The following is a 20,733-nucleotide window of genomic DNA, read 5'->3' on the forward strand; positions in this document are numbered from 1 at the left end:
CGTTTGTCCGCACAAACAGCGGCTAAAAATCCCGTCGATAGAATAAATCCAGGGAACTGGCAAGGCCGCTGGCAGCCTCGAGATAGAGCTTGCGGCTCAGTTCATAGCGCAAGGCAATGGTGTTAGCCGGCTCAAACACCCCCACGCCATAGCGCAGGCTCAGGCGCTCAGACAAGTTACCGCTGGCGACCACACTGGTGGTCACCCCGGAACCCTCGGTATCCAGCTGGAAATCGCTGATCCCCAAACCTTGCGCCAGGTTGTTGATCAGCGGCGCGCTGCCGGCCATGCCAAGGGCCAGTGCGGCCTGGGCGAGCATATTGTTGTCACCACCGCCCTGCCCCAGCGGACGACCCATGACCAAATAGGACAGCGCCTGCTCCTGGCTCATCGCCGGCTCGGAAAACACCACAGTGGTCGGTTGCGCGGCATTACCGCTGAGGCGCAGACCCGCGGTGACATCATCAACCTGGCGGATGGCCTCAATATCGAGAAACGGCTGGTCGATGGGGCCGGCGAACAGCAAGCGCGCGCGGCGCACATTCAGGCGCTGACCATAGGCGCGGAAACGTCCTTTATTCAGGCTCAACTCACCGCGCGTGTCCAGGTCATTGCTGATGTGCACACGGCCTTTCAGCTCGGCATTCAAGCCAAAACCACTGAAGGTCAGGCGTTCCTGACCAACCTCGACATCAATGTCCATGGCAATCGCCGTGGGCTGCTGCTGCGCACGGTCACGCCCCAGCACATGCGCATCGCTGGAAATCTGCACGGTTGAGGGCGGCAGCTCGCGGATCTCAATCTTGCCGCTGGGAATCAGCACCTTGCCCGCCACCGACAACTGCTCATCGCGCAAGCTCAAACGCAAGTCTGGCTCAACCTCCAGCGCCGCATAAGGTTCCACCGCCACCGGCAGCCGGCTACCCCGCAATTGCATGTCTGCGGTTAAACCAGCGGCCCAGTTCAGCTCGCCGTTAAGGCTGCCCTGGCCCTGTTCGCTACTGCGCCAATCACCGTCCAGCAGTAATCGTTCGCCCTCAATACGGGCCTGGAGTTGTAGCTGTTCGATGTTCATGGGCAATTCGCCGCCAGCGATTTCGCCATTGCTGACGCGCAGGTTGCCGTTGATCTGCGGCGCTAAAAGCCCACCCGACAGCGTGCCCGCACCATTGAGCTGCCCGGCGATACGCTCAACCATCGGCACAAAGGGCCGAACCAGTGCCAGGTCCAGGCCGTTGAGACGGAAACTGCCAGACAGCGGTTTGCTCGCCGGACGCGGATCAAGCGTGGCGTCCAGGGCCAGCTCGCCAATAGCTGGGCCACGCAACAGCAGTGAACTGTCGATGCGTTGCGGACGAATTTGGGTATTCAGGCGCAGGCTGTCATAGGCGAACTCCAGCCACTGTTGCTGATCGCGGACACGCCAGATGCCGCTGCCAGCATCCAGCTGCAGGCGACCATTCGGGCCGCTGGCTGGCAGTTCAAGCTGCAGTTGACCATTGAGTTGCCCTTGCCAGGTGAAATCCTTGGGTAACCACGGCGCCAGGCTATCCATCGGCAAATTACTGAGCTGAACGCTTAACTTAGGCTCCGGCAACAGGCGCTGCTCACCGCCGCACAGGCTGGCGTTGCCCGAACGCCAGCAATGCGCGCCGAGGCTAAGCTGGCCGCTGGCCAGGCGCACCAGTGAAGCCGGCTGTTGCAGGCGCCAGTCCTGACCACCACTTTGCACCTGGCCGCGACTGAGACTGCCGCGCCAGTTGCCTTTATCCAGTTGGCCAGCCAACGCCAGCTGGCTTTGCACTAAGGGGCCTTGCAGTTGCAACTCAAGGCTTTGCTGGTGCTGATCGCCATTGGCTGTGACATCGAGGCGGCCCAGATCAGTCTCGCCAAGCTGGATGCCCAGGGCCTGCAGGGTTAACTGGCCGCGCTGGACACGGTTCAGGCGCGCATCGAGGCTGAGCTGTTGCAGACGCTGGTCGGCATAGGCCAAACGCTGACCTTGCAGCTGCAATTGGCCTTGAGGCGCTTGCAGGTTGCCGGCCAGGTCCAGCTGGCCGCTGAGCTGGCCCTGCAAACCAGGCCAGAGTTGCCCCAGGCGCGGCATCGCCAACAACAATTGGCCGCTTAGCTGCTCCTGCAAGGCCGCTTTACCGCTGATACGGTTATCACCCAGGCGCACGTCCAACGCACTCAGCTCGCCCTGCTGCAAACCGCCGGCAAATTTTGCCAGCAACGTGGCCGGCTGCCCGCGCAGGCGCCCCTTGAGGTCGATATCGGCGCTGAGTGTGGGCTGCCCATCAAGCAGGCTCCCGGAGCTGTTCACAGGGCCGGCCAGGTTGCCCGGCAGCTCGGCCAGCCAATAGGCCGGGTCAAGCTCGCTCAACAGCAAACGTACATCCCAGCTCAGTTGCTCGGCAAAACCCAGGCTGACCTGACCTTCGGCGCGGCCCTGCCCGGCCTGCAGGCGCAGCTCGGGCAGGTACAGATGCTGCAGATCTCCACTCAGCGGGCTTTGCAGGCTAAACGCGCCTGCTGGGCCATCCAACTCGGCGGCGAAATGCCCCAGATAATTGCCAGCCTGATAGGCCAACTCACCTTTTAACGTACGCAGCGCCACGGGCGGCGCCTCGCTCAGTGGGTAAAGGCGCTGCCAGGGGAAGTTCTGCCATGTGAAGCGGCTGTCCAGGCTCAGGCCCTGCTGCCAGTTCAGCTCGCCGCTGAGCTCTACCTGCTGCTCAGGGCTGGCAGTCAGGCTGAGGTTACTGACATCCGCACCGTCAGCCTTGACCACACCCGCCAGCGCCAAAGCCACAGGCCCTTCGACGGCCGGCAAACTGGCACTGCCGATAACCTGATAACCCGCCTGCAAATCGCCCTGGGCCGTCAACTCAAGCTGCTCAAGAGTCAGGCTGTCCGGCAGTTCAGCGCTGGCCTTAAAGGCTGCGACCTGCAAGCGCAGTTGCGCAGGCAGGTCTTCTACCAAAGGCTGCAGCCAGCCGCTTAATTCGCCCTGCAGGTAACCGCTGCTGCTCGCCCTTAGTTGCAGCCGCTCACGTAACTCGCCGCTGAGCTCAAGCGTTACAGGCCAGGCTTGCTGCTCAGGCGCCGGTAATTGCAGTTGCCCGCTGAGCTGCAAGGGCCAGTTACCCGTGGTGTGCACCTGCCCTTGCAGAGCCAGGTCGAGGTCAGCGGCGTGCAGGCTGAGGTTATCGAGCTGGATACCTTGCGCCGTCCAGCGTGCAGCCAACTGCAAGGCCCGTAGCTGTTCGACGCCGTTGAGCTGCAGGCTGTAGATCTGCACATCACCCAGTTGCAACGCCAGGGGCAGGCTCAGGTCTGGCAGACTGAATGGCTCGTTGCTGGCCTGCTCATCTGCTGGTAACTCCAAGGTGATCGGCCCGCTGTGCAGCTGTCCGATGCACAGCGTCAGGCGCAGCAAGCAGGCAGGCGACCAGGCCAGGCTCGGCGAGATCAGCTGCGCGCTGTTTTGCCCCTGCTGCCAGCGCAAGTTTGCCGCGCTCCAGCGCCCGGCCAAGCGGCCGTTAAAGCCCTCGACCTGTAAGCCCGGCACCTGCTCCAGTAACCAGCGGCTGCCGCCCTGCGTACCCAGCAGCAGGCTCAGGCCGCTGCACACAACAAGCAGCCCCCCGAGTAAGCCGTAAAGGCCATAGCGCAGCCGGCGCGTCACAGTTCCGGGCCCATGGAAAAGTGCAGGCGGATGCCGCCCTGATCATCCAGCGGGTGCGCCAAGTCGAGACGCAACGGACCGAGTGGCGAGACCCAACGCACGCCAACGCCCACAGCGCTTTTCAGCGACGGGAGCTGTAACGAATCGAAGGTATTACCCTGGTCGACAAAACTCGCCAAGCGCCAGCGCTCGGTCAGGCTGTATTGGTATTCCACGCTGCTGGTAAACAGATAGCGGCCGCCCACCTTGTCCCCTTGGCTATTTTCCGGTGACAGGCTCTGGTAGTCATAACCGCGCACGCTCTGGTCACCACCGGCGAAGAAACGCAGCGACGGTGGCACCCGAGCAAAGCCATTGGACTCCGTACCGCCCACTTGCACCCGGCCCAGCAAGCGGTGACGTTTGAATACGGTGGTCAGCCCTTTGAGCTGAACATTGCCGTGCAGCACATTGGCGTCGGACAGCAACCCTTTAGCAGCCCCAGCCAGATCCAGCTGCAGGCGGTAACCGTGATTGGGGTCGATCTGATTGTCACTCTGCAGGTAGGAGTAGCTGATGCCGGGCATTAACAGTGTGCTGGTACCGGCGTCGTCACCCAGATCGTATTGTTCGTGCCGCCACATAAGCGACACCACCCGCTGCCAACCGCTATCGAGTTTGCTGTGCCATTCCGGGCCGAAGGTCAACAGGCGGCTGCTGCTGTCGGTATCGGCTAAATCTTCTGCCTGATAGCCACCGGCCACGCGCAATTTATCGGTCAGCGGTGGGTCCAGCGGTATGTCGTACCACAGACCGACATTCTGCCGCGGGGCCGACAGTTCGAACTCCGCGCCATAACTGTGCCCCTGCGGGTTGGCCCAGTGCCGGGTCCAGTTACCTTTGCCGCGCGGGCCGACATCAGTGGAAAACCCCACACCCAGCCCCATGCTGCGGGGTTTACGCACCTGCAGCTGAACCTCGACCGGAATCTGCTCGGCCGCCGTGCTGCTCGGGTTGGCATCCACCTGCACCGACTCAAAATAACCACTGGAGCGCAGCGCCTGATACAACTTGGCAATCAGCGCAGAGTCATAGGGGCAATTAGCCGGGAACGGCACCATGCGTTGCAACAGTTTCTCATCGAAGGGCGCGTCACCAAGAAAACGCACGGCACCGAGCTGGTAGCGCGGGCCACTGTCATAGACCAGCTCGATATCGGCAACCCCGGCATCCGGGTCGATGGTCAGACGTTGTTGAGTGAAACGCCCGGCAAAAAAACCATAGCGTGAGGCTTGGTTCTGGATGTCCCGCTTGGCCGCATCGTAACGCCCATGATTAAGCTGCGCGCCGCTGCGCAGTTGCGGGTCATCGGGGGTGCGGAAGGCACGCAACTGCGCCGCAGGGCCATCAACACGCACCACCACGTCACGCAGCAACACCGGCGCACCAGGCTGAACCCGCACGGTCAGCCGCGGCGTGGCACCGTCGCTGACCTCTGTGGTGATCTGCGTCTGGTAGTAGCCCAAGGCCTGGGCGGCTTTTTCCGCCTGGCCCTCGGCCACCCGACGATAACGCTGCAGGGCCTCGGCATGACGCTCACCGAGGCTACCGATATAGCCTTCAATATTGCTTTTCAGCGCACTATTGGCCGGTTCAACGCGCACGCGCAGCTGTGCTTCGGCCAGGGCCGTAGCACTCAGCAAGAGAAGGAAAAACCCAGCAAAGAAGTTAGAAAAAACAGCCATGGAGGCGATGCTAGCACGAGCCAGAGGCCGATTTAGAGCATCTGGCTGCGCTTTAGTGGCGCGGCACGGCATCTTTGCACCGTGCCGGCATACCCTCAAGCACTGGCTTTGACGGCCAATTGTGGGCTCGGGTGGAAGAACACGTGCTCAATGACTGGGCCAATGGCAACTTCACCGACCTCTTCATAGCCCTGGCGCTTGTAGAAATCCAGGTAGTGGCCATTGCCAGTGTCGAGGACCACCCCCTGTGAACTGGCATCTTCAGCGCACCAGTTGTGCAGCGCCTCGAGCAGTTGCTCACCAAGGTGCTTGCCCTGGTATTGCGGGTGAACCCCCAGCAACGGCAGCACGTGATACGGGCCGGGCGGCAGGCAGGCAATCACCGCGTCATGGTATTCAAGGTAGCGCTTGGTGCAACGAAACCCGGCCGTCAGCAGCATGCGCATGCGCCAGCCCCAACTCTCGGTAATGTCCATACGCCGCTGCGGCGGTGCGATCAGCGCCATGCCAATCAGTCGGTCGTCGATCAGCAGGCCGATGGCCGGCAGCTCTTCGGCAAAATGTTGCTGCACCAACTCGCGCACCGTGGCGCGCACACGCTGATCATAACCAGGGCGCTCGGCTTCAAACAGGTAAGCGAACGTGGGGTCATGGCGGTAGGCGTGATAAAGCAGCGAGCGCGCTTCACGGGCATAGCCACTATCGAGCATGCGAACTTCGGCGAGACTGTTGGGCATCTGCTTGACCTCTGCTGTTCTTAGTGTGTTCGGCCTGCAGCCACGTTAGCACCGTGCATCAGCCACCGCCACAGGCTGGCCGCTGGCGCGCGCAATGGGCTAGCATCGCGTTTTTTCCAGAACGCCACCCAGGACAGTCGCCCGTGAAGATCGTCTCTTTCAATATCAACGGCCTGCGTGCCCGCCCACATCAACTGGCCGCGCTGATCGACAAGCACCAGCCAGATGTCATTGGCCTGCAGGAAACCAAGGTGGCGGATGAGCAGTTCCCAGAAGCCGAGATCCGTAAGCTGGGTTACCACGTGCACTACCACGGCCAGAAAGGCCATTACGGCGTTGCCCTGCTGTCGCGCCAGGCGCCGCTGAGCCTGCACAAAGGCTTTCCCGGTGATCCCGAAGACGCCCAACGACGCTTCATCTATGGCACCTTTGCCGACGCCCAGGGCAACCCGGTCACGGTGATGAATGGCTACTTCCCGCAGGGTGAAAGCCGTAACCACCCAACCAAATTCCCGGCTAAGCAGCGCTTCTATGCGGATTTGCAGAACTTGCTGGTGAGCCAGTTCAATCCGCAGCAAGCCCTGGTGGTGATGGGCGATATCAATATCTCGCCAGAAGACTGCGACATCGGCATCGGTGAGCCAAACCGTCTGCGCTGGCTGAAAAGCGGCAAGTGCAGCTTCCTCCCGGAAGAGCGTGAATGGCTAGCCACCTTGAAGAACTGGGGCCTGGTGGATAGCTTCCGTCATCTCAACCCGGCGGTGAATGACCGTTTCAGCTGGTTCGATTACCGCAGCCGCGGCTTTGAGGACGAGCCCAAGCGCGGCCTGCGTATCGACGTGATTCTCGCCTCAACGGGTTTGCAGGGGCGAATTAAGGATGCCGGTGTCGACTACGACCTGCGCGGCATGGAGAAACCCTCGGATCACGCTCCAATCTGGCTCGAATTGAGCGAATAAACCCGGCGCTAGAGCGCTCATATCGAAAAGTGACTGTCATATTGCAGTCACGTATTTGTCTTATCGTCGCGGCACTTTCACTCACCCATACAAGGTGTTTGTCGCATGCCGCGCACCCATTCCGCTTCTGATCGTGAAACCTGGATTCGCACCATCAGTTTCCTGTTACTCGGCTCAATCTGCTACGCCCTGCCCTGGTCGGTATTCGCCGCCCTGCCCATTGCCGCTGATAACAACAGCGTGTTGCGCATTCAGGGTTCCAACACCATTGGCGCCAAGCTCGGCCCGGCGCTGGTCAAAGGCCTGTTTGAAGAGCAAGGGTTAAGCGCCATTCGCATTGAAGCCGGCGCGGCGGAGAATGAGCAGCGCATCACTGGCACACATCCCGATGGCCGTAGCATCAGCATTGAGGTCGCAGCCCATGGCTCGGGCACCGGCTTCACTGCATTGGCCGATGGAAGTGCTGAGCTGGCGGCCTCATCACGGCCCATCAAGGACAGCGAAGCCACCAGCCTGCTTGCCCTTGGCGACCTTAAAAGCGCCGGTGCTGAACAGATCATCGCGCTCGATGGCCTGGCCATCATCCTGCACCCGGGCAACCCGCTGTCCGCGTTAAACACCTTGCAGCTGGCACAGATTTTTGCAGGTGAAATCACCAACTGGGCGCAGTTCGGTGCACCCGCAGGCGAAATCAATATTTATGCGCGCGATGACAAATCCGGCACCTATGACACCTTTAAAGAGCTGGTGCTGAGCGCCAATGGCAAAGCCTTGGCCAGTAACGCCAAGCGTTTTGAATCCAGCGAGAAACTCTCCGATGCGGTCAGCCAAGACCGTAACGGTATCGGCTTTATCGGCCTGCCTTATATTCGCCAGGCCAAGGCCCTGGCCATCGCGGCCGGCGACTCGCAACCCATGCTGCCCAGCCTGACCTTGATTGCCACCGAGGATTACCCGCTGTCGCGCCGGCTGTTTCTGTATAACCAGCCCGCGCTTAACAACCCCTGGGCCCGTGCCTTGGTGCAGTTTGCCCATAGCCCGCGCGGCCAGGCGATTGTCGAGCAGAGTGGGTTTATCGCGCAGACCGTACAGGCGGTGAACATCCCCGCGCATGCGCATATGCCCGCCAGCTATCTGGACCTGGCGCAAAACGCCCAACGCCTATCGGTGAATTTTCGCTTTCAGGAAGGCAGCGCCAGCCTGGACAACAAGGCACGGCGCGATCTGAACCGGCTACTGGCTTACCTGCAGGCGCAAAACAAGCTCAAGGGCAACGTGGTACTGGTGGGTTTCGGTGACGCCAAAGCTGACCCGGCCCGCGCCGAGTTGCTGTCAAAGTTACGCGCCATGGCGGTACGCCGTGAGCTAAGCAAAGGCGGAGTCGTATTCCGCGACATCATCGGCCTCGGTGATGAGCTGCCAGTGGCCGCCAACAGCGTGGACGAAGGCCGAATAAAGAATCGCCGGGTAGAAGTCTGGGTCTACTGAGAGCTAGCTGACTGGTTTAGGCCAGCGTAAACCCACAACGCACAAGGCCCGCAATTGCGGGCCTTGTGCTGTGTTGCTGAAGCGCCTTAACGGCTGGCTTTCATCACATCCTTGGACACGTACTTACCGATCTCAAACTTGCCAATGGCCGCACGGTGCACTTCGTCCGGGCCGTCGGCCAGGCGCAGGGTGCGCTGCATGGCGTACCAGTAAGCCAGTGGGAAGTCATTAGACACCCCAGCACCGCCGTGCATCTGGATCGCGCGGTCGATCACCTTAAGCGCGACGTTGGGCGCCACCACCTTGATCTGGGCGATTTCACTGGCGGCAATCTTGTTGCCCACGGTGTCCATCATGTACGCCGCGTTCAGCGTCAACAGGCGGGCCATGTTGATCTCCATGCGCGAGTCGGCGATGTGATCGATATTGCCACCCAAACGCGCCAGCGGTTTGCCGAAGGCAGTACGGCTGATCGAGCGCTCACACATCAGTTTCAGCGCGCGCTCGGCCATGCCAATGGAGCGCATGCAGTGGTGAATGCGGCCCGGGCCAAGGCGACCCTGGGCGATCTCGAAACCGCGCCCCTCACCGAGCAGAACGTTCTCATAAGGCACGCGGACGTTTTCGAACAACACTTCAGCGTGGCCGTGCGGTGCATCGTCATAGCCGAATACTGGCAGCGGGCGCAGCACTTTCACCCCCGGCGCATCCATGGGCACCAGAATCATCGAGTGCTGCGCATGGCGCGGGCCATCCGGGTTGGTCAGGCCCATAAAGATCATGATTTTGCAGCGCGGATCGCACGCACCGGATGTCCACCACTTGCGGCCGTTGATCACCCACTCATCGCCCTGGCGCACCGCACTGGCTTGCATATTGGTGGCATCGGATGAGGCCACGCCCGGCTCGGTCATGGCGAAAGCCGAACGGATGGTGCCGTCCAGCAGCGGCTTGAGCCACTGCTCCTTCTGCGCTTCATTGGCGTAGCGCACCAAAACTTCCATATTGCCGGTGTCCGGCGCGGCGCAGTTGAACGGCTCAGGACCAATCAACGAACTACCCATGATCTCGGCCAGGGGCGCATATTCGGTATTGGTCAGCCCTGCACCCAGCTCAGAGTCCGGTAGAAACAGGTTCCACAACCCTTCGGCTTTGGCTTTGGCCTTGAGCTCTTCCATGATCGCGGTGGGCTGCCAGCGGTCGCCTTGATTGACCTGCTGCTCAAACACGGCTTCTGCTGGATAGACATGGCTCTCCATAAACGCGGTGACGCGTTCACGCAGTTGCTGAACCTTTGGGGAGTAGGCGAAATCCATGATGGCTACCTTCTGACGCTGATTTTTAGGGAATGAGGTGAGGTGGAAATGATGCTAGAGCAGGGATTAAGATTTATCTAATCTATTCTCAGCGTGTATAAACATTCATCACCGATATATGATCCACCCATAACAACAACCTGCGGAGCGCGCGCGTCATGAATCTCAACAAGGTCGACCTCAACCTCTTTGTCGTCTTCGATGCCATCTATACCGAAGCCAACCTGACCCGCGCCGGGCAGATTGTCGGCATTACCCAGCCCGCCGTGTCGAATGCCCTAGCGCGTCTGCGTGAAACCTTTAACGACCCGCTGTTCGTGCGTACCGCGCAGGGCATGGTGCCTACGCCGATGGCGCAGAACATTATTGGTCCAGTGCGCAACGCGCTGCAGCAGCTGCGCATTTCCGTGCAGGAAAGCCGCATTTTCAATCCGGCCCAGGCCAACAAAACCTTCCGCATCAGCATGACCGACCTCACTGAGGCCATCATCCTGCCGCCGTTGTTCCAGCGTCTGCGGCGTATGGCGCCGAATGTGAATATCGAGAGCATGCTCGCGCGTCGCCGTGAAACCACCAAGGAATTGGCCGCTGGCCGTCTGGATTTCGCAGTGGATGCACCACTCAACACCGACCCTCAGGTGCGCCACGTCAAGCTGATGGAAGACCGCTACGTCTGTGCCATGCGCCGTGGTCATCCCATGGCCAAGGAGAAAATCAGCCTTGATGAGTACATGGGCCTGACCCATATCCATATCTCCAGCCGCCGCAGCGGCCTGGGCCACGTCGACCTGGCGTTGGGCCGCCTGGGCATCCAGCGCAAGATCGCCCTGCGCTCACAGCATTACCTGATGGCCACCACTGTGCTGCAAGGCACCGACATGGCCATGACCGTGCCAGAACGCTTCGCCCGCCGTAACGACCTGCACTTTGTCGAGTTGCCAATCAAAGACATGACGCCGCTGGAAACCCACCTGTACTGGCACGAAAGCACCGACCAAGACCCGGCCAACCGCTGGATGCGCGAGCAGATCATCGAGATATCCCAGCAGGCCGTAGCCCTGGAAAAGAAAAACGAGAAGGCCCAGGCCTGACGCCTTCGGATAAAGAGCGCTTGCCACTCCAGGCTCTGTTTATTTGCGCCCAAGACCGTTAGCCAACCCCACAGCCAAACTGGTTTGCGCCAATTGGCCGGGGTTGTGCGTGTTTATGAATGAGCGCAGCTGCAATGGCTGCGGTAATCCATACCTCCTAACTTTTCTAGATAAACACCGTAAAGCACTGTCAGCCAACGACTTTTAAGCTATAAAAAATACCAACTCAGTTATCGCTCGTTGCGGCCTAGTCGGCATTGCCTGGGCGCCAGTTGACTACAGCGCCAGCCAGGCTTACGTTAACGTAAAGGTAAGCAAGAGCCATCGCCTATGTCCGTCGTCACCTACTCCATTTCAGAACTGGCCCGCGAGCTGGATATCACCACCCGCGCCATTCGTTTTTATGAAGAGCAGCAGATGCTCAGCCCCGAACGCCGTGGCCAGGAGCGCATTTACAGCGCCAAAGACAAAGTCGCCCTCAAGCTCATTCTGCGCGGCAAGCGCATCGGTTTCTCCCTGGCCGAGTGCAGGGAGCTGATCGAGCTGTACGACCCCGTACATGGCAATCACAAACAGTTGCACACCTTTATGGCCAAGATTGCCGAGCGCCGCGCCCAGCTCGAGCAACAGCTGCTGGACATTGAGCAGATGCAGCTAGAGCTGGATACCGCCGAAGAACGCTGCCTAGCTGCTTTGGCTGAAACTGATAAAAAACAATCGATTACCTCCTAAACCTAATAACAAATCTTATAGGTGGAACCATGAGCTACCCGTCCCTCAACTTCGCCCTCGGCGGTACCATCGACATGTTGCGCGAGCAGACCCAGGCCTTTGTCGCGGCCGAGCTGGCACCGCGCGCGGCGGCCATCGACAGCGACAATCAGTTCCCGGCGGATATGTGGAAGAAGTTCGGCGACATGGGCCTGCTTGGAATCACCGTTGAGGAAGAATACGGCGGCTCCGGCCTGGGCTACCTGGCCCACGTCATCGCCATGGAAGAGATCAGCCGTGGCTCGGCCTCGGTCGCCCTCTCCTACGGCGCGCACTCCAACCTGTGCGTCAACCAGATAAAACGCAATGGCACACCTGAGCAGAAGGCTAAGTACCTGCCCAAGCTGGTGTCTGGCGAGCACATCGGCGCGTTGGCGATGAGCGAGCCGAATGCCGGTTCCGACGTAGTCAGCATGAAGCTGCGCGCCGATAAGCAAGGCGATCGTTACGTGCTCAACGGCAGCAAGACCTGGATCACCAACGGCCCCGACGCCAACACCTACGTGATTTACGCCAAAACCGACCTGGACAAGGGCGCGCACGGCATCAGCGCCTTTATCGTCGAGCGCGACTGGAAGGGTTTCAGCCGTGGTAGCAAGTTCGACAAACTCGGCATGCGCGGCTCCAACACCTGCGAACTGTTTTTTGACAATGTCGAAGTGCCGGAAGAAAACGTCCTCGGCCAGCTCAATGGCGGCGTGCGCGTATTAATGAGTGGCCTAGATTACGAACGTGTGGTGCTCTCCGGCGGCCCAACCGGGATCATGCAGGCCTGCATGGACGTGATCGTGCCGTACATCCATGACCGCAAACAGTTCGGCCAGAGCATCGGCGAATTCCAGCTGATCCAGGGCAAGGTGGCCGATATGTACACCCAGCTCAACGCCAGCCGCGCCTACCTGTATGCCGTGGCCCAGGCCTGCGACCGTGGCGAAACCACGCGCAAGGACGCCGCCGGGGTCATCCTTTACAGCGCCGAGCGCGCCACCCAGATGGCCCTCGACGCCATCCAGATTCTCGGCGGCAACGGCTATATCAACGAATACCCCACCGGCCGTTTGCTGCGTGACGCCAAGCTGTATGAAATCGGCGCGGGCACCAGCGAGATCCGCCGCATGCTGATCGGCCGCGAGCTATTCAACGAAACCAAATAAGCCAAACCGTAGGATGGGTTGAGCAGAGCGATACCCATCAAGCGCTAGCCAGCACACCGGAGCCAACTCAATGGCCATCCTGCACACCCAGATCAACACCCGTTCACCGGAGTTCGCCGCCAATAGTGCGGCAATGCTTACCCAGGTAAACGACCTGCGCGCCCTGCTCGCCCGTATTCACGAAGGCGGCGGCGCCAAGGCGCAGGAGCGTCACACCTCGCGCGGCAAGTTGCTGCCACGCGAACGCATTAACCGCTTGCTGGATATCGGCTCGCCGTTCCTCGAAATCGGCCAGCTGGCTGCCTATGAGGTCTACGGTGAAGATGTACCGGCGGCTGGCGTGGTGGCTGGCATCGGCCGGATCGAAGGTGTTGAGTGCATGATCGTGGCCAACGACGCCACGGTAAAAGGCGGCAGCTACTACCCGCTGACCGTAAAAAAGCACCTGCGCGCGCAAACCATCGCCCAACAGAACCGCCTGCCCTGCATCTACCTGGTGGACTCCGGCGGGGCCAACTTGCCGCGTCAGGATGAGGTGTTCCCGGATCGTGAGCACTTCGGCCGGATCTTCTTCAACCAGGCCAATATGTCGGCCATGGGCATCCCGCAAATCGCCGTGGTCATGGGCTCCTGCACCGCCGGCGGTGCCTACGTGCCTGCCATGGCTGACGAAGCGATCATGGTGCGCAACCAGGCGACCATCTTCCTCGCCGGCCCGCCGCTGGTTAAAGCCGCCACCGGTGAGGTGGTCAGTGCTGAAGACCTTGGCGGCGCCGATGTGCACTGCAAAACCAGTGGTGTGGCTGACCATTACGCCGATAACGATGAGCACGCCCTGGCCCTGGCCCGCCGCTCAATTGCCAATCTAAATTGGCGCAAGCTCGGCGTGCTGAATAACCGTGCGCCAATCAATCCGCTGTACAGCAGCGAAGAGTTATACGGGGTGATTCCGGCGGACGCCAAACAACCCTTCGATGTGCGTGAAGTGATTGCCCGCACCGTCGATGGCAGCGTATTTGATGAATTCAAAGCGCTATTTGGCGCGACGCTGGTGTGCGGCTTTGCGCATATTCACGGCTACCCGGTAGCGATCCTCGCCAATAACGGCATCCTGTTTGCCGAGTCGGCGCAAAAAGGCGCGCACTTTATCGAACTGGCCTGCCAGCGCGGTATTCCGCTGCTGTTTCTGCAGAACATCACGGGTTTTATGGTCGGGAAGAAGTACGAAGCCGGCGGCATCGCCAAACATGGCGCCAAGTTGGTCAACGCTGTGGCCTGCGCCAAGGTGCCGAAGTTCACCGTGATCATCGGCGGTAGCTTCGGCGCCGGCAACTACGGCATGTGTGGCCGTGCCTTTGAGCCGCGCTTCCTGTGGATGTGGCCGAACGCGCGGATTGGCGTGATGGGCGCCGAACAGGCCGCCGGTGTGCTGGTGCAGGTTAAGCACGAACAGGCCGCCCGCGCCGGGCAGAGTTTCTCCGCCGAGGATGAAGCGGCGCTTAAGCAGCCCATCCTCGAACAGTACGAGCGTCAAGGGCACCCCTACTACTCGAGTGCTCGCTTGTGGGATGACGGCGTGATCGACCCGGCGCAAACCCGCGATGTACTGGGCCTGGCGCTGTCCGCCAGTCTTAACGCGCCAATTGAGCCGACTCAGTTCGGCATATTCCGTATGTGACCGTAGGGTGGATGACGCTTCACCCATCCACCGGCGATGGTGGAAGAAAAAGCGTCTTCCTCCCTACATGAGGGTAGATTGATGACCGACTTCAACACCATCCAGCTTGAAACCGACCCACGTGGTTTTGCCACGCTTTGGCTCAATCGCGCCGATAAGAACAACGCCTTTAACGCCGAGATGATCCGCGAGCTGATCCTCGCCCTCGACGCGGTGATGGCCGATAAAAGCCTGCGCTTTCTGCTGCTGCGCGGACGCGGCAAGCACTTCAGCGCCGGTGCGGATCTGGCCTGGATGCAGCACGCGGCGACCCTGGACTACACCGCCAACCTGGCCGACTCGCGCGAGTTGGCCGAGCTGATGCACAACCTCTACCAGCTGAAAATCCCGACCCTGGCCGTGGTGCAAGGTGCGGCTTTTGGCGGAGCGCTGGGTTTGATCAGCTGTTGCGACATGACCATCGGCGCCAGCGACGCGCAGCTGTGTCTGTCGGAAGTTCGCATCGGTCTAGCACCCGCAGTCATCAGCCCCTTCGTGGTGCAGGCGATTGGTGAGCGTGCGGCGCGGCGCTATGCACTGACCGCCGAGCGCTTTAGTGGGGAACGCGCGCAGGAGCTGGGCTTGTTTGCCGAGAGCTATCCAGTTGCCGAACTCGACGCTCAGGTAGAAAACTGGATCAACACCCTGCTGTTCAACAGTCCACAGGCCATGCAGGCCAGCAAAGACCTGCTGCGCGAAGTCGGCAGCGGCGTGCTGACTCCGGCCCTGCGCCGCTATACCGAAAACGCCATCGCCCGTATTCGCGTCAGCCCCGAAGGCCAGGAAGGTTTGCGTGCCTTTCTGGATAAACGCAAGCCCGCCTGGCAGGAGCCACAAGCATGAGCCTTAAGCCTATCGACACTTTGCTGGTGGCAAACCGTGGCGAGATCGCCTGCCGAGTAATGCGCACAGCCAAAGCCATGGGCATCCAGACCGTGGCAGTGCACAGCACCATCGACGCCAACGCGCGGCATGTGCGCGAAGCCGATCTGGCGGTCAATCTCGGCGGTGCCAAGCCGGCGGACAGCTACCTGCTGATCGACAAGATCATTGCGGCGGCCAAGGCCAGCGGCGCTCAGGCGATTCACCCGGGCTATGGCTTTCTCTCGGAAAACGCCGGCTTTGCCCGCGCCATCGAAGCCGCTGGCTTGATCTTTCTCGGCCCGCCCGCCTCGGCCATCGACGCCATGGGCAGCAAGTCCGCCGCCAAGGCGCTGATGGAAGCCGCCGGCGTGCCGCTGGTGCCGGGTTATCACGGCGAAGCGCAGGATGTGGAAACCTTCCGCACCGCCTCGAACGCAATCGGCTACCCAGTGCTGCTCAAGGCCGCGGCAGGCGGCGGTGGCAAGGGCATGAAAGTGGTCGAGCGTGAAAGCGAACTGGCCGAAGCCCTGGCCAGCGCCCAGCGCGAAGCGCAATCGTCGTTCGGCGACTCGCGCATGTTGGTGGAGAAATACGTCCTCAAGCCACGCCATGTGGAAATCCAGGTGTTCGCCGACCAACACGGCAACTGCCTGTACCTGAATGAGCGCGACTGCTCGATCCAGCGTCGCCACCAGAAGGTCGTCGAAGAAGCTCCTGCGCCTGGGCTGTCAACAGAACTGCGCCGCGCCATGGGTGAGGCTGCAGTCAAGGCGGCCCAAGCCATCGGCTATGTCGGCGCTGGTACCGTGGAGTTTCTGCTGGATGAGCGCGGCGACTTCTTCTTTATGGAGATGAACACCCGCCTGCAGGTCGAGCATCCGGTCACCGAGCTGATTACCGGCCTGGACCTAGTGGCCTGGCAGATCCGCGTGGCCCGTGGTGAAGCGCTGCCGATTACTCAGGAACAGGTGCCACTGATTGGTCACGCCATCGAAGTGCGGCTGTACGCGGAAGACCCGGACAACGACTTCTTGCCTGCCACCGGCACCCTGGCGCTGTACCGCGAAGCCGCCGCGGGCCCAGGCCGCCGTGTTGATAGCGGGGTCAGCGAAGGCGATGAAGTCTCACCCTTCTATGACCCCATGCTCGGCAAGCTGATTGCCTGGGGCGAGAACCGCGAAGAGGCGCGCCTGCGCCTGCTGGCCATGCTCAAGGAAACCTGCGTGGGCGGCGTCAGAACCAACCTGGCGTTCCTGCAACGTGTGCTGGCCCATCCGGCCTTTGCCAATGCCGAGCTGGATACCGGCTTTATTCCGCGCCATGAAGCACAGCTCCTACCACCGGCAAGCGAATTACCGGCTGAGTTCTGGCAACTAGCCGCCGAAGCCTTTGTGCAGAGCGAAGCGCCGCAGCAGCGCCACGACGACTACCACTCCCCCTGGTCACGCACTCATGGCTTGCGCCTGGGTTTACCGGCCGAAGCTGACGTGCACTTGGCCTGCCAGAGCGAGTGCCAGGTAATCCGTCTGCGCCACACAGCGACGTCCACCCTACAGTTGCAAGGCGAAACGTTGTCGGTAGAGCGCGACGGCCTGCGCCAACAACATCTGGCGATTCGCCGCAGCGATACCCTCTACCTGCACTATGCCGGCGAGCTGCGCAGCATCCAGCGTGTCGACCCGATTGCCGAAGTCGAAGCCAGCCATCAGCATCACGGCGCCCTGACGGCACCGATGAACGGCAGCATCGTGCGCGTGCTGGTCGAGGCCGGCCAGCGGGTCGAGGCCGGCACTGCCCTGGTGGTGCTGGAGGCAATGAAAATGGAACACAGCATCCGCGCAGCGCATGCCGGTACGGTCAAGGCACTGTATTGCGGCGAGGGTGAGATGGTGAGTGAAGGCACCGTGTTGGTGGAACTGGAAGAAGCCAACGCGTAGGGTTGAAACCCCCGCAGCGTGTTCATCCAAATGGGTGAATGGAAAAAGCGCCATCCACCCTACAGAGCATGGCATGTAGGGCGGACATCGCTGTTTATGTCCACCTGAAAATACACGGCGAAGGGTCATGGTGGATGGAAAAGCGCCATCCACCCTACGGAGAAGATGCATGAACCTACCCAAACAGGTGCGCCTGGTCGAAGTCGGCCCGCGCGACGGTTTGCAGAATGAAAAACAGCCGATCAGCGTGGCCGACAAGGTGCGCCTGGTCGATGACTTGTCGGCCGCAGGCCTCAGCTATATCGAGGTGGGCAGCTTCGTTTCGCCCAAGTGGGTGCCACAGATGGCCGGCAGCGCCGAGGTATTTGCGCAGATTCAGCAACTGCCGGGCATCACCTACGCCGCCCTTGCCCCCAATCTGAAGGGCTTTGAAGGTGCGCTGCAAGCGGGTGTACGCGAAGTCGCAGTATTTGCCGCAGCCTCGGAAGCCTTCTCGCAGAAGAATATCAACTGCTCAGTCAACGAGAGCCTGGAGCGTTTCGTGCCGGTAATGGACGCCGCCAAACAGCATGGCATCCGCGTGCGCGGTTATGTGTCCTGCGTGTTGGGCTGCCCGTATGACGGCTTTGTACCGCCCGAGCAGGTCGCCAGCGTGGCCCGTGAGCTGTACGCCATGGGCTGCTATGAGGTTTCCCTGGGTGACACCATCGGGGCAGGCACTGCTGGCGACACCCGCAAGCTGTTCGAGGTCGTTGGTCGCGATATTCCCAGAGACAAATTAGCCGGGCACTTCCACGACACCTACGGCCAGGCGCTGGCGAATATCTACGCCAGCCTGCTGGAAGGCATCAGCGTGTTCGACAGCTCGGTCGCGGGTCTCGGCGGTTGCCCGTACGCCAAAGGCGCCACCGGCAATGTCGCGACCGAAGACGTGCTGTACCTGCTCCAGGGCTTGGGTATTGAAACCGGCATCGACATGGGCCGACTGATCGCCGCCGGCCAGCGTATTTGCGCAGTGCTGGACAAGCCCAACGGCTCGCGGGTGGCACGGGCCAAGCTGGCCAATGCCTAGCGGCAGGCCGTGCGTAAGGTTTTGTTTACGCACTGTAAAGCACACGCCTCAGGCTAACGGCCTTTTGCCTGAGGGCGGTGCAAAGTGACTACAGCTACAGCTGAGACTGATCAAAACGGCGCCGCAACTGCTCGACGCAAGCCCGCCATCAGTCAGTAGGCTTGCCGCACCAGCCGAGCATCATTGTCGGCATAACAAGAATGATGAGGAAGCACGATGCAACAGCCCCTGTGGACGCCTTCTGCCGAACGTATTGCGGCGACACGAATGGACAGCTTTCGCCGCTTCGTCAATCAGCGTCACAGCCTGCAACTGGCCGACTACCCCGCCCTGCACGCCTGGAGCGTGGCGCAGCGTGAAGCCTTCTGGCAGGCAGTGGTCAAGTTCTTCGATATCCGTTTTAGCGCCGAGCCGCAGGCTGTACTGCAAGAAGGCCGGGCCATGCCCAGTGCGCACTGGTTCCCTGGCGCAACGCTGAATTTTGCCGAACACCTGCTGCGCCGCCGTGATAATCACCCAGCCCTGATCGCCATTGGCGAATACGGCTTGCGCGAGCAACTGAGCTATGCCGAGCTGGCCGCCCATGTTGCCGGCTTGCAGCGCAGCCTGCGTGAAGCTGGCGTGGGGATCGGCGACCGGGTGGCCGCCTTTATGCCTAACACCTGGCAAACCCTGGTCGGCATGCTCGCCTGCACCAGCCTGGGCGCCACCTGGTCGAGTTGCTCGCCGGACTTCGGCACCCAGGGTGTCATCGACCGTTTCGGCCAGATCGAGCCCAAAGTGCTGATCGCCGCAGCCGGATACCGCTACGCCGGCAAAAATCTCGATCTGACCGCCAAGCTCAATGAAATCCTCGAACGCCTGCCTTCGCTTGAGCAGCTGATTGTAGTGCCCTACTCCAATACCCAGGCCAAAGCCGCCGACTTCCACTCGGCGGCCAAGGTGGCGCTGTGGCAGGACTTCTACCAGGCCGGCGGCGAACCCGAATTCACCCAGGTTCCGTTCGATCACCCGCTGTATATCCTCTACTCCAGCGGCACCACCGGCGTGCCCAAGTGCATCGTGCATGGCGCCGGCGGCACCCTGCTGCAGCACGTCAAGGAACTCGGCTTGCACACCGATCTGCAGGCCGATGACACGCTGTTCTACTACACCACCTGCGGCTGGATGATGTGGAACTGGCTGGTCTCGGGCCTGGCCTTGGGTGCGACCCTGGTGCTGTTCGACGGCTCACCGTTCCACCCTGGAGCCGAGCGTCTGATCGACCTGATCGATGCGGAAAACATCAGCCTCTTCGGCACCAGCGCCAAGTTCCTCGCCGCCCTGGAAAAAGCCGGTGCCAAGCCGGGCAGCACGCACAGACTGCAACGGCTTAAGGCGATTCTCTCGACCGGCTCGCCGCTGTCCCATGAGAGCTTCGAGTACGTCTACCGCGAGATCAAAGCCGATATCTGCCTGTCCTCGATCTCCGGCGGCACCGATATCGTCTCCTGCTTTGCCCTGGGCAACCCGGTGCTGCCGGTGTGGCGCGGCGAATTGCAGTGCAAGGGTTTAGGCATGGACGTGCAAGTGTGGAATGACGCCGGCCAGCCGGTGACAGGCGAAAAAGGCGAGCTGGCTTGCGCGCAGCACTTCCCGTGCATGCCGATTGGCTTCTGGAAGGACGCCGATGGCAGCAAGTTCCAGGCGGCCTACTTCGACACCTTCCCCGGTATCTGGGCCCACGGCGACTACGCCGAGATTACCGAGCACGGCGGGCTGGTGATCCATGGCCGCTCCGATGCAGTGCTGAATCCCGGTGGCGTGCGGATCGGCACCGCCGAGATCTACCGCCAGGTGGAAAAGGTCGAAGCCGTGCTGGAATCCATCGCCATCGGCCAGGAGTGGGACGACGACGTGCGCGTGGTGCTGTTTGTCCGTCTGCGTGAAGGCGTACAACTTGACGATGCCCTGCAAGCGCAGATTCGCCAGGTAATCCGCGCCAACACCACACCGCGCCATGTGCCAGCGAAGATCATCGCCGTGGCCGACATCCCGCGCACCATCAGCGGCAAGATAGTCGAGCTGGCGGTGCGCAATGTGGTGCACGGCAAACCGGTGAAAAACACCGACGCCCTGGCCAACCCACTGGCGCTGGAGTTGTACCGCGACCTGCCACAGCTCAAAGCCTAGCCAGCAACTGAGCACACGTTGAGCTGAGCCGAATAAACCG

14 protein-coding genes are annotated in these 20,733 nt (G+C 61.1%); 10 read left to right on the plus strand and 4 right to left on the minus strand.

All coding sequences use genetic code 11. The features are described 5' to 3' along the window. Positions 1-22: 22 nt before the first annotated feature. The 3 genes from N1078_RS02325 to N1078_RS02335 form a co-directional block, all read right to left on the minus strand. Positions 23-3,691, minus strand: coding sequence for a translocation/assembly module TamB domain-containing protein (locus tag N1078_RS02325; RefSeq protein WP_274086595.1), 3,669 nt, complete (start codon positions 3,689-3,691; stop codon positions 23-25). Further along, positions 3,688-5,415, minus strand: coding sequence for an autotransporter assembly complex protein TamA (locus N1078_RS02330; protein ID WP_274086596.1), 1,728 nt, complete (start codon positions 5,413-5,415; stop codon positions 3,688-3,690). Before N1078_RS02330 ends, N1078_RS02325 begins: the two co-directional genes overlap by 4 nt. Before the next feature lie 95 nt (positions 5,416-5,510). Continuing rightward, positions 5,511-6,152, minus strand: coding sequence for a GNAT family N-acetyltransferase (locus N1078_RS02335; protein WP_274086597.1), 642 nt, complete (start codon positions 6,150-6,152; stop codon positions 5,511-5,513). A 143-nt stretch (positions 6,153-6,295) separates the two neighbouring features. On the opposite strand from N1078_RS02335, the gene xthA reads away from it, so the two are divergent. Both xthA and N1078_RS02345 read left to right on the plus strand, forming a co-directional pair. After that, positions 6,296-7,111 (plus strand): exodeoxyribonuclease III, encoded by an 816-nt coding sequence (gene xthA / locus N1078_RS02340; RefSeq protein ID WP_274086598.1) that lies wholly within the window; start codon positions 6,296-6,298, stop codon positions 7,109-7,111. Positions 7,112-7,216: 105 nt separating this feature from the next. Next, on the plus strand, positions 7,217-8,599 hold the full coding sequence (locus N1078_RS02345) for a phosphate ABC transporter substrate-binding/OmpA family protein (protein WP_274086599.1): 1,383 nt from the start codon (positions 7,217-7,219) through the stop codon (positions 8,597-8,599). Positions 8,600-8,685: 86 nt separating this feature from the next. On the opposite strand, the gene N1078_RS02350 is transcribed toward N1078_RS02345, so the two are convergent. Next, the gene (locus N1078_RS02350; protein WP_274086600.1) at positions 8,686-9,915 is read right to left on the minus strand and encodes an acyl-CoA dehydrogenase; all 1,230 of its coding nucleotides are present in this window, start codon (positions 9,913-9,915) and stop codon (positions 8,686-8,688) included. 158 nt (positions 9,916-10,073) lie between these two features. Here N1078_RS02350 and N1078_RS02355 point away from each other — a divergent pair, with 158 nt between their 5' ends. The 8 genes from N1078_RS02355 (at position 10,074) to N1078_RS02390 (ending at position 20,693) form a co-directional block, all read left to right on the plus strand. Beyond that, entirely contained in the window at positions 10,074-11,006 is a 933-nt protein-coding gene (locus N1078_RS02355; RefSeq protein WP_274086601.1) for a LysR family transcriptional regulator, read from the plus strand. A gap of 330 nt (positions 11,007-11,336) precedes the next feature. Next, positions 11,337-11,738 (plus strand): MerR family transcriptional regulator, encoded by a 402-nt coding sequence (locus N1078_RS02360; protein ID WP_274086602.1) that lies wholly within the window; start codon positions 11,337-11,339, stop codon positions 11,736-11,738. 29 nt (positions 11,739-11,767) lie between these two features. Beyond that, positions 11,768-12,931: an isovaleryl-CoA dehydrogenase gene (locus N1078_RS02365; protein ID WP_274086603.1), complete on the plus strand. Its 1,164-nt coding sequence runs from the start codon at positions 11,768-11,770 to the stop codon at positions 12,929-12,931. Positions 12,932-13,001: 70 nt separating this feature from the next. Next, positions 13,002-14,609 carry a carboxyl transferase domain-containing protein gene (locus N1078_RS02370; RefSeq protein WP_274086604.1) on the plus strand — a complete coding sequence of 536 codons (1,608 nt, stop codon included), beginning with the start codon at positions 13,002-13,004 and terminating at the stop codon, positions 14,607-14,609. A gap of 81 nt (positions 14,610-14,690) precedes the next feature. Next, positions 14,691-15,491, plus strand: coding sequence for a gamma-carboxygeranoyl-CoA hydratase (locus N1078_RS02375; protein ID WP_274086605.1), 801 nt, complete (start codon positions 14,691-14,693; stop codon positions 15,489-15,491). Further along, positions 15,488-17,449 (plus strand): acetyl/propionyl/methylcrotonyl-CoA carboxylase subunit alpha, encoded by a 1,962-nt coding sequence (locus N1078_RS02380; RefSeq protein WP_274086606.1) that lies wholly within the window; start codon positions 15,488-15,490, stop codon positions 17,447-17,449. Before N1078_RS02375 ends, N1078_RS02380 begins: the two co-directional genes overlap by 4 nt. A 169-nt stretch (positions 17,450-17,618) precedes the next feature. Beyond that, entirely contained in the window at positions 17,619-18,521 is a 903-nt protein-coding gene (locus N1078_RS02385; RefSeq protein WP_274086607.1) for a hydroxymethylglutaryl-CoA lyase, read from the plus strand. A gap of 216 nt (positions 18,522-18,737) precedes the next feature. After that, the gene (locus tag N1078_RS02390; RefSeq protein WP_274086608.1) at positions 18,738-20,693 is read left to right on the plus strand and encodes an acetoacetate--CoA ligase; all 1,956 of its coding nucleotides are present in this window, start codon (positions 18,738-18,740) and stop codon (positions 20,691-20,693) included. Positions 20,694-20,733 lie beyond the last annotated feature (40 nt).

Origin of the sequence: Pseudomonas sp. MIL19 (assembly GCF_028680365.1) — a bacterium.
In the GTDB taxonomy this organism is placed as follows: domain Bacteria; phylum Pseudomonadota; class Gammaproteobacteria; order Pseudomonadales; family Pseudomonadaceae; genus Aquipseudomonas; species Aquipseudomonas spirodelae.

Excerpts from the sequence above, each read along its gene's own strand:
- N1078_RS02380 (WP_274086606.1), top strand. The coding sequence starts at position 15,488 with ATGAGCCTTAAGCCTATCGACACTTTGCTGGTGGCAAACCGTGGCGAG.
- N1078_RS02375 (WP_274086605.1), top strand. The coding sequence starts at position 14,691 with ATGACCGACTTCAACACCATCCAGCTTGAAACCGACCCACGTGGTTTT.
- N1078_RS02355 (WP_274086601.1), top strand. The coding sequence starts at position 10,074 with ATGAATCTCAACAAGGTCGACCTCAACCTCTTTGTCGTCTTCGATGCC.
- N1078_RS02370 (WP_274086604.1), top strand. The coding sequence starts at position 13,002 with ATGGCCATCCTGCACACCCAGATCAACACCCGTTCACCGGAGTTCGCC.
- N1078_RS02385 (WP_274086607.1), top strand. The coding sequence starts at position 17,619 with ATGAACCTACCCAAACAGGTGCGCCTGGTCGAAGTCGGCCCGCGCGAC.
- N1078_RS02390 (WP_274086608.1), top strand. The coding sequence starts at position 18,738 with ATGCAACAGCCCCTGTGGACGCCTTCTGCCGAACGTATTGCGGCGACA.
- N1078_RS02350 (WP_274086600.1), bottom strand. The coding sequence starts at position 9,915 with ATGGATTTCGCCTACTCCCCAAAGGTTCAGCAACTGCGTGAACGCGTC.
- N1078_RS02330 (WP_274086596.1), bottom strand. The coding sequence starts at position 5,415 with ATGGCTGTTTTTTCTAACTTCTTTGCTGGGTTTTTCCTTCTCTTGCTG.
- N1078_RS02335 (WP_274086597.1), bottom strand. The coding sequence starts at position 6,152 with ATGCCCAACAGTCTCGCCGAAGTTCGCATGCTCGATAGTGGCTATGCC.
- N1078_RS02360 (WP_274086602.1), top strand. The coding sequence starts at position 11,337 with ATGTCCGTCGTCACCTACTCCATTTCAGAACTGGCCCGCGAGCTGGAT.
- N1078_RS02365 (WP_274086603.1), top strand. The coding sequence starts at position 11,768 with ATGAGCTACCCGTCCCTCAACTTCGCCCTCGGCGGTACCATCGACATG.
- N1078_RS02345 (WP_274086599.1), top strand. The coding sequence starts at position 7,217 with ATGCCGCGCACCCATTCCGCTTCTGATCGTGAAACCTGGATTCGCACC.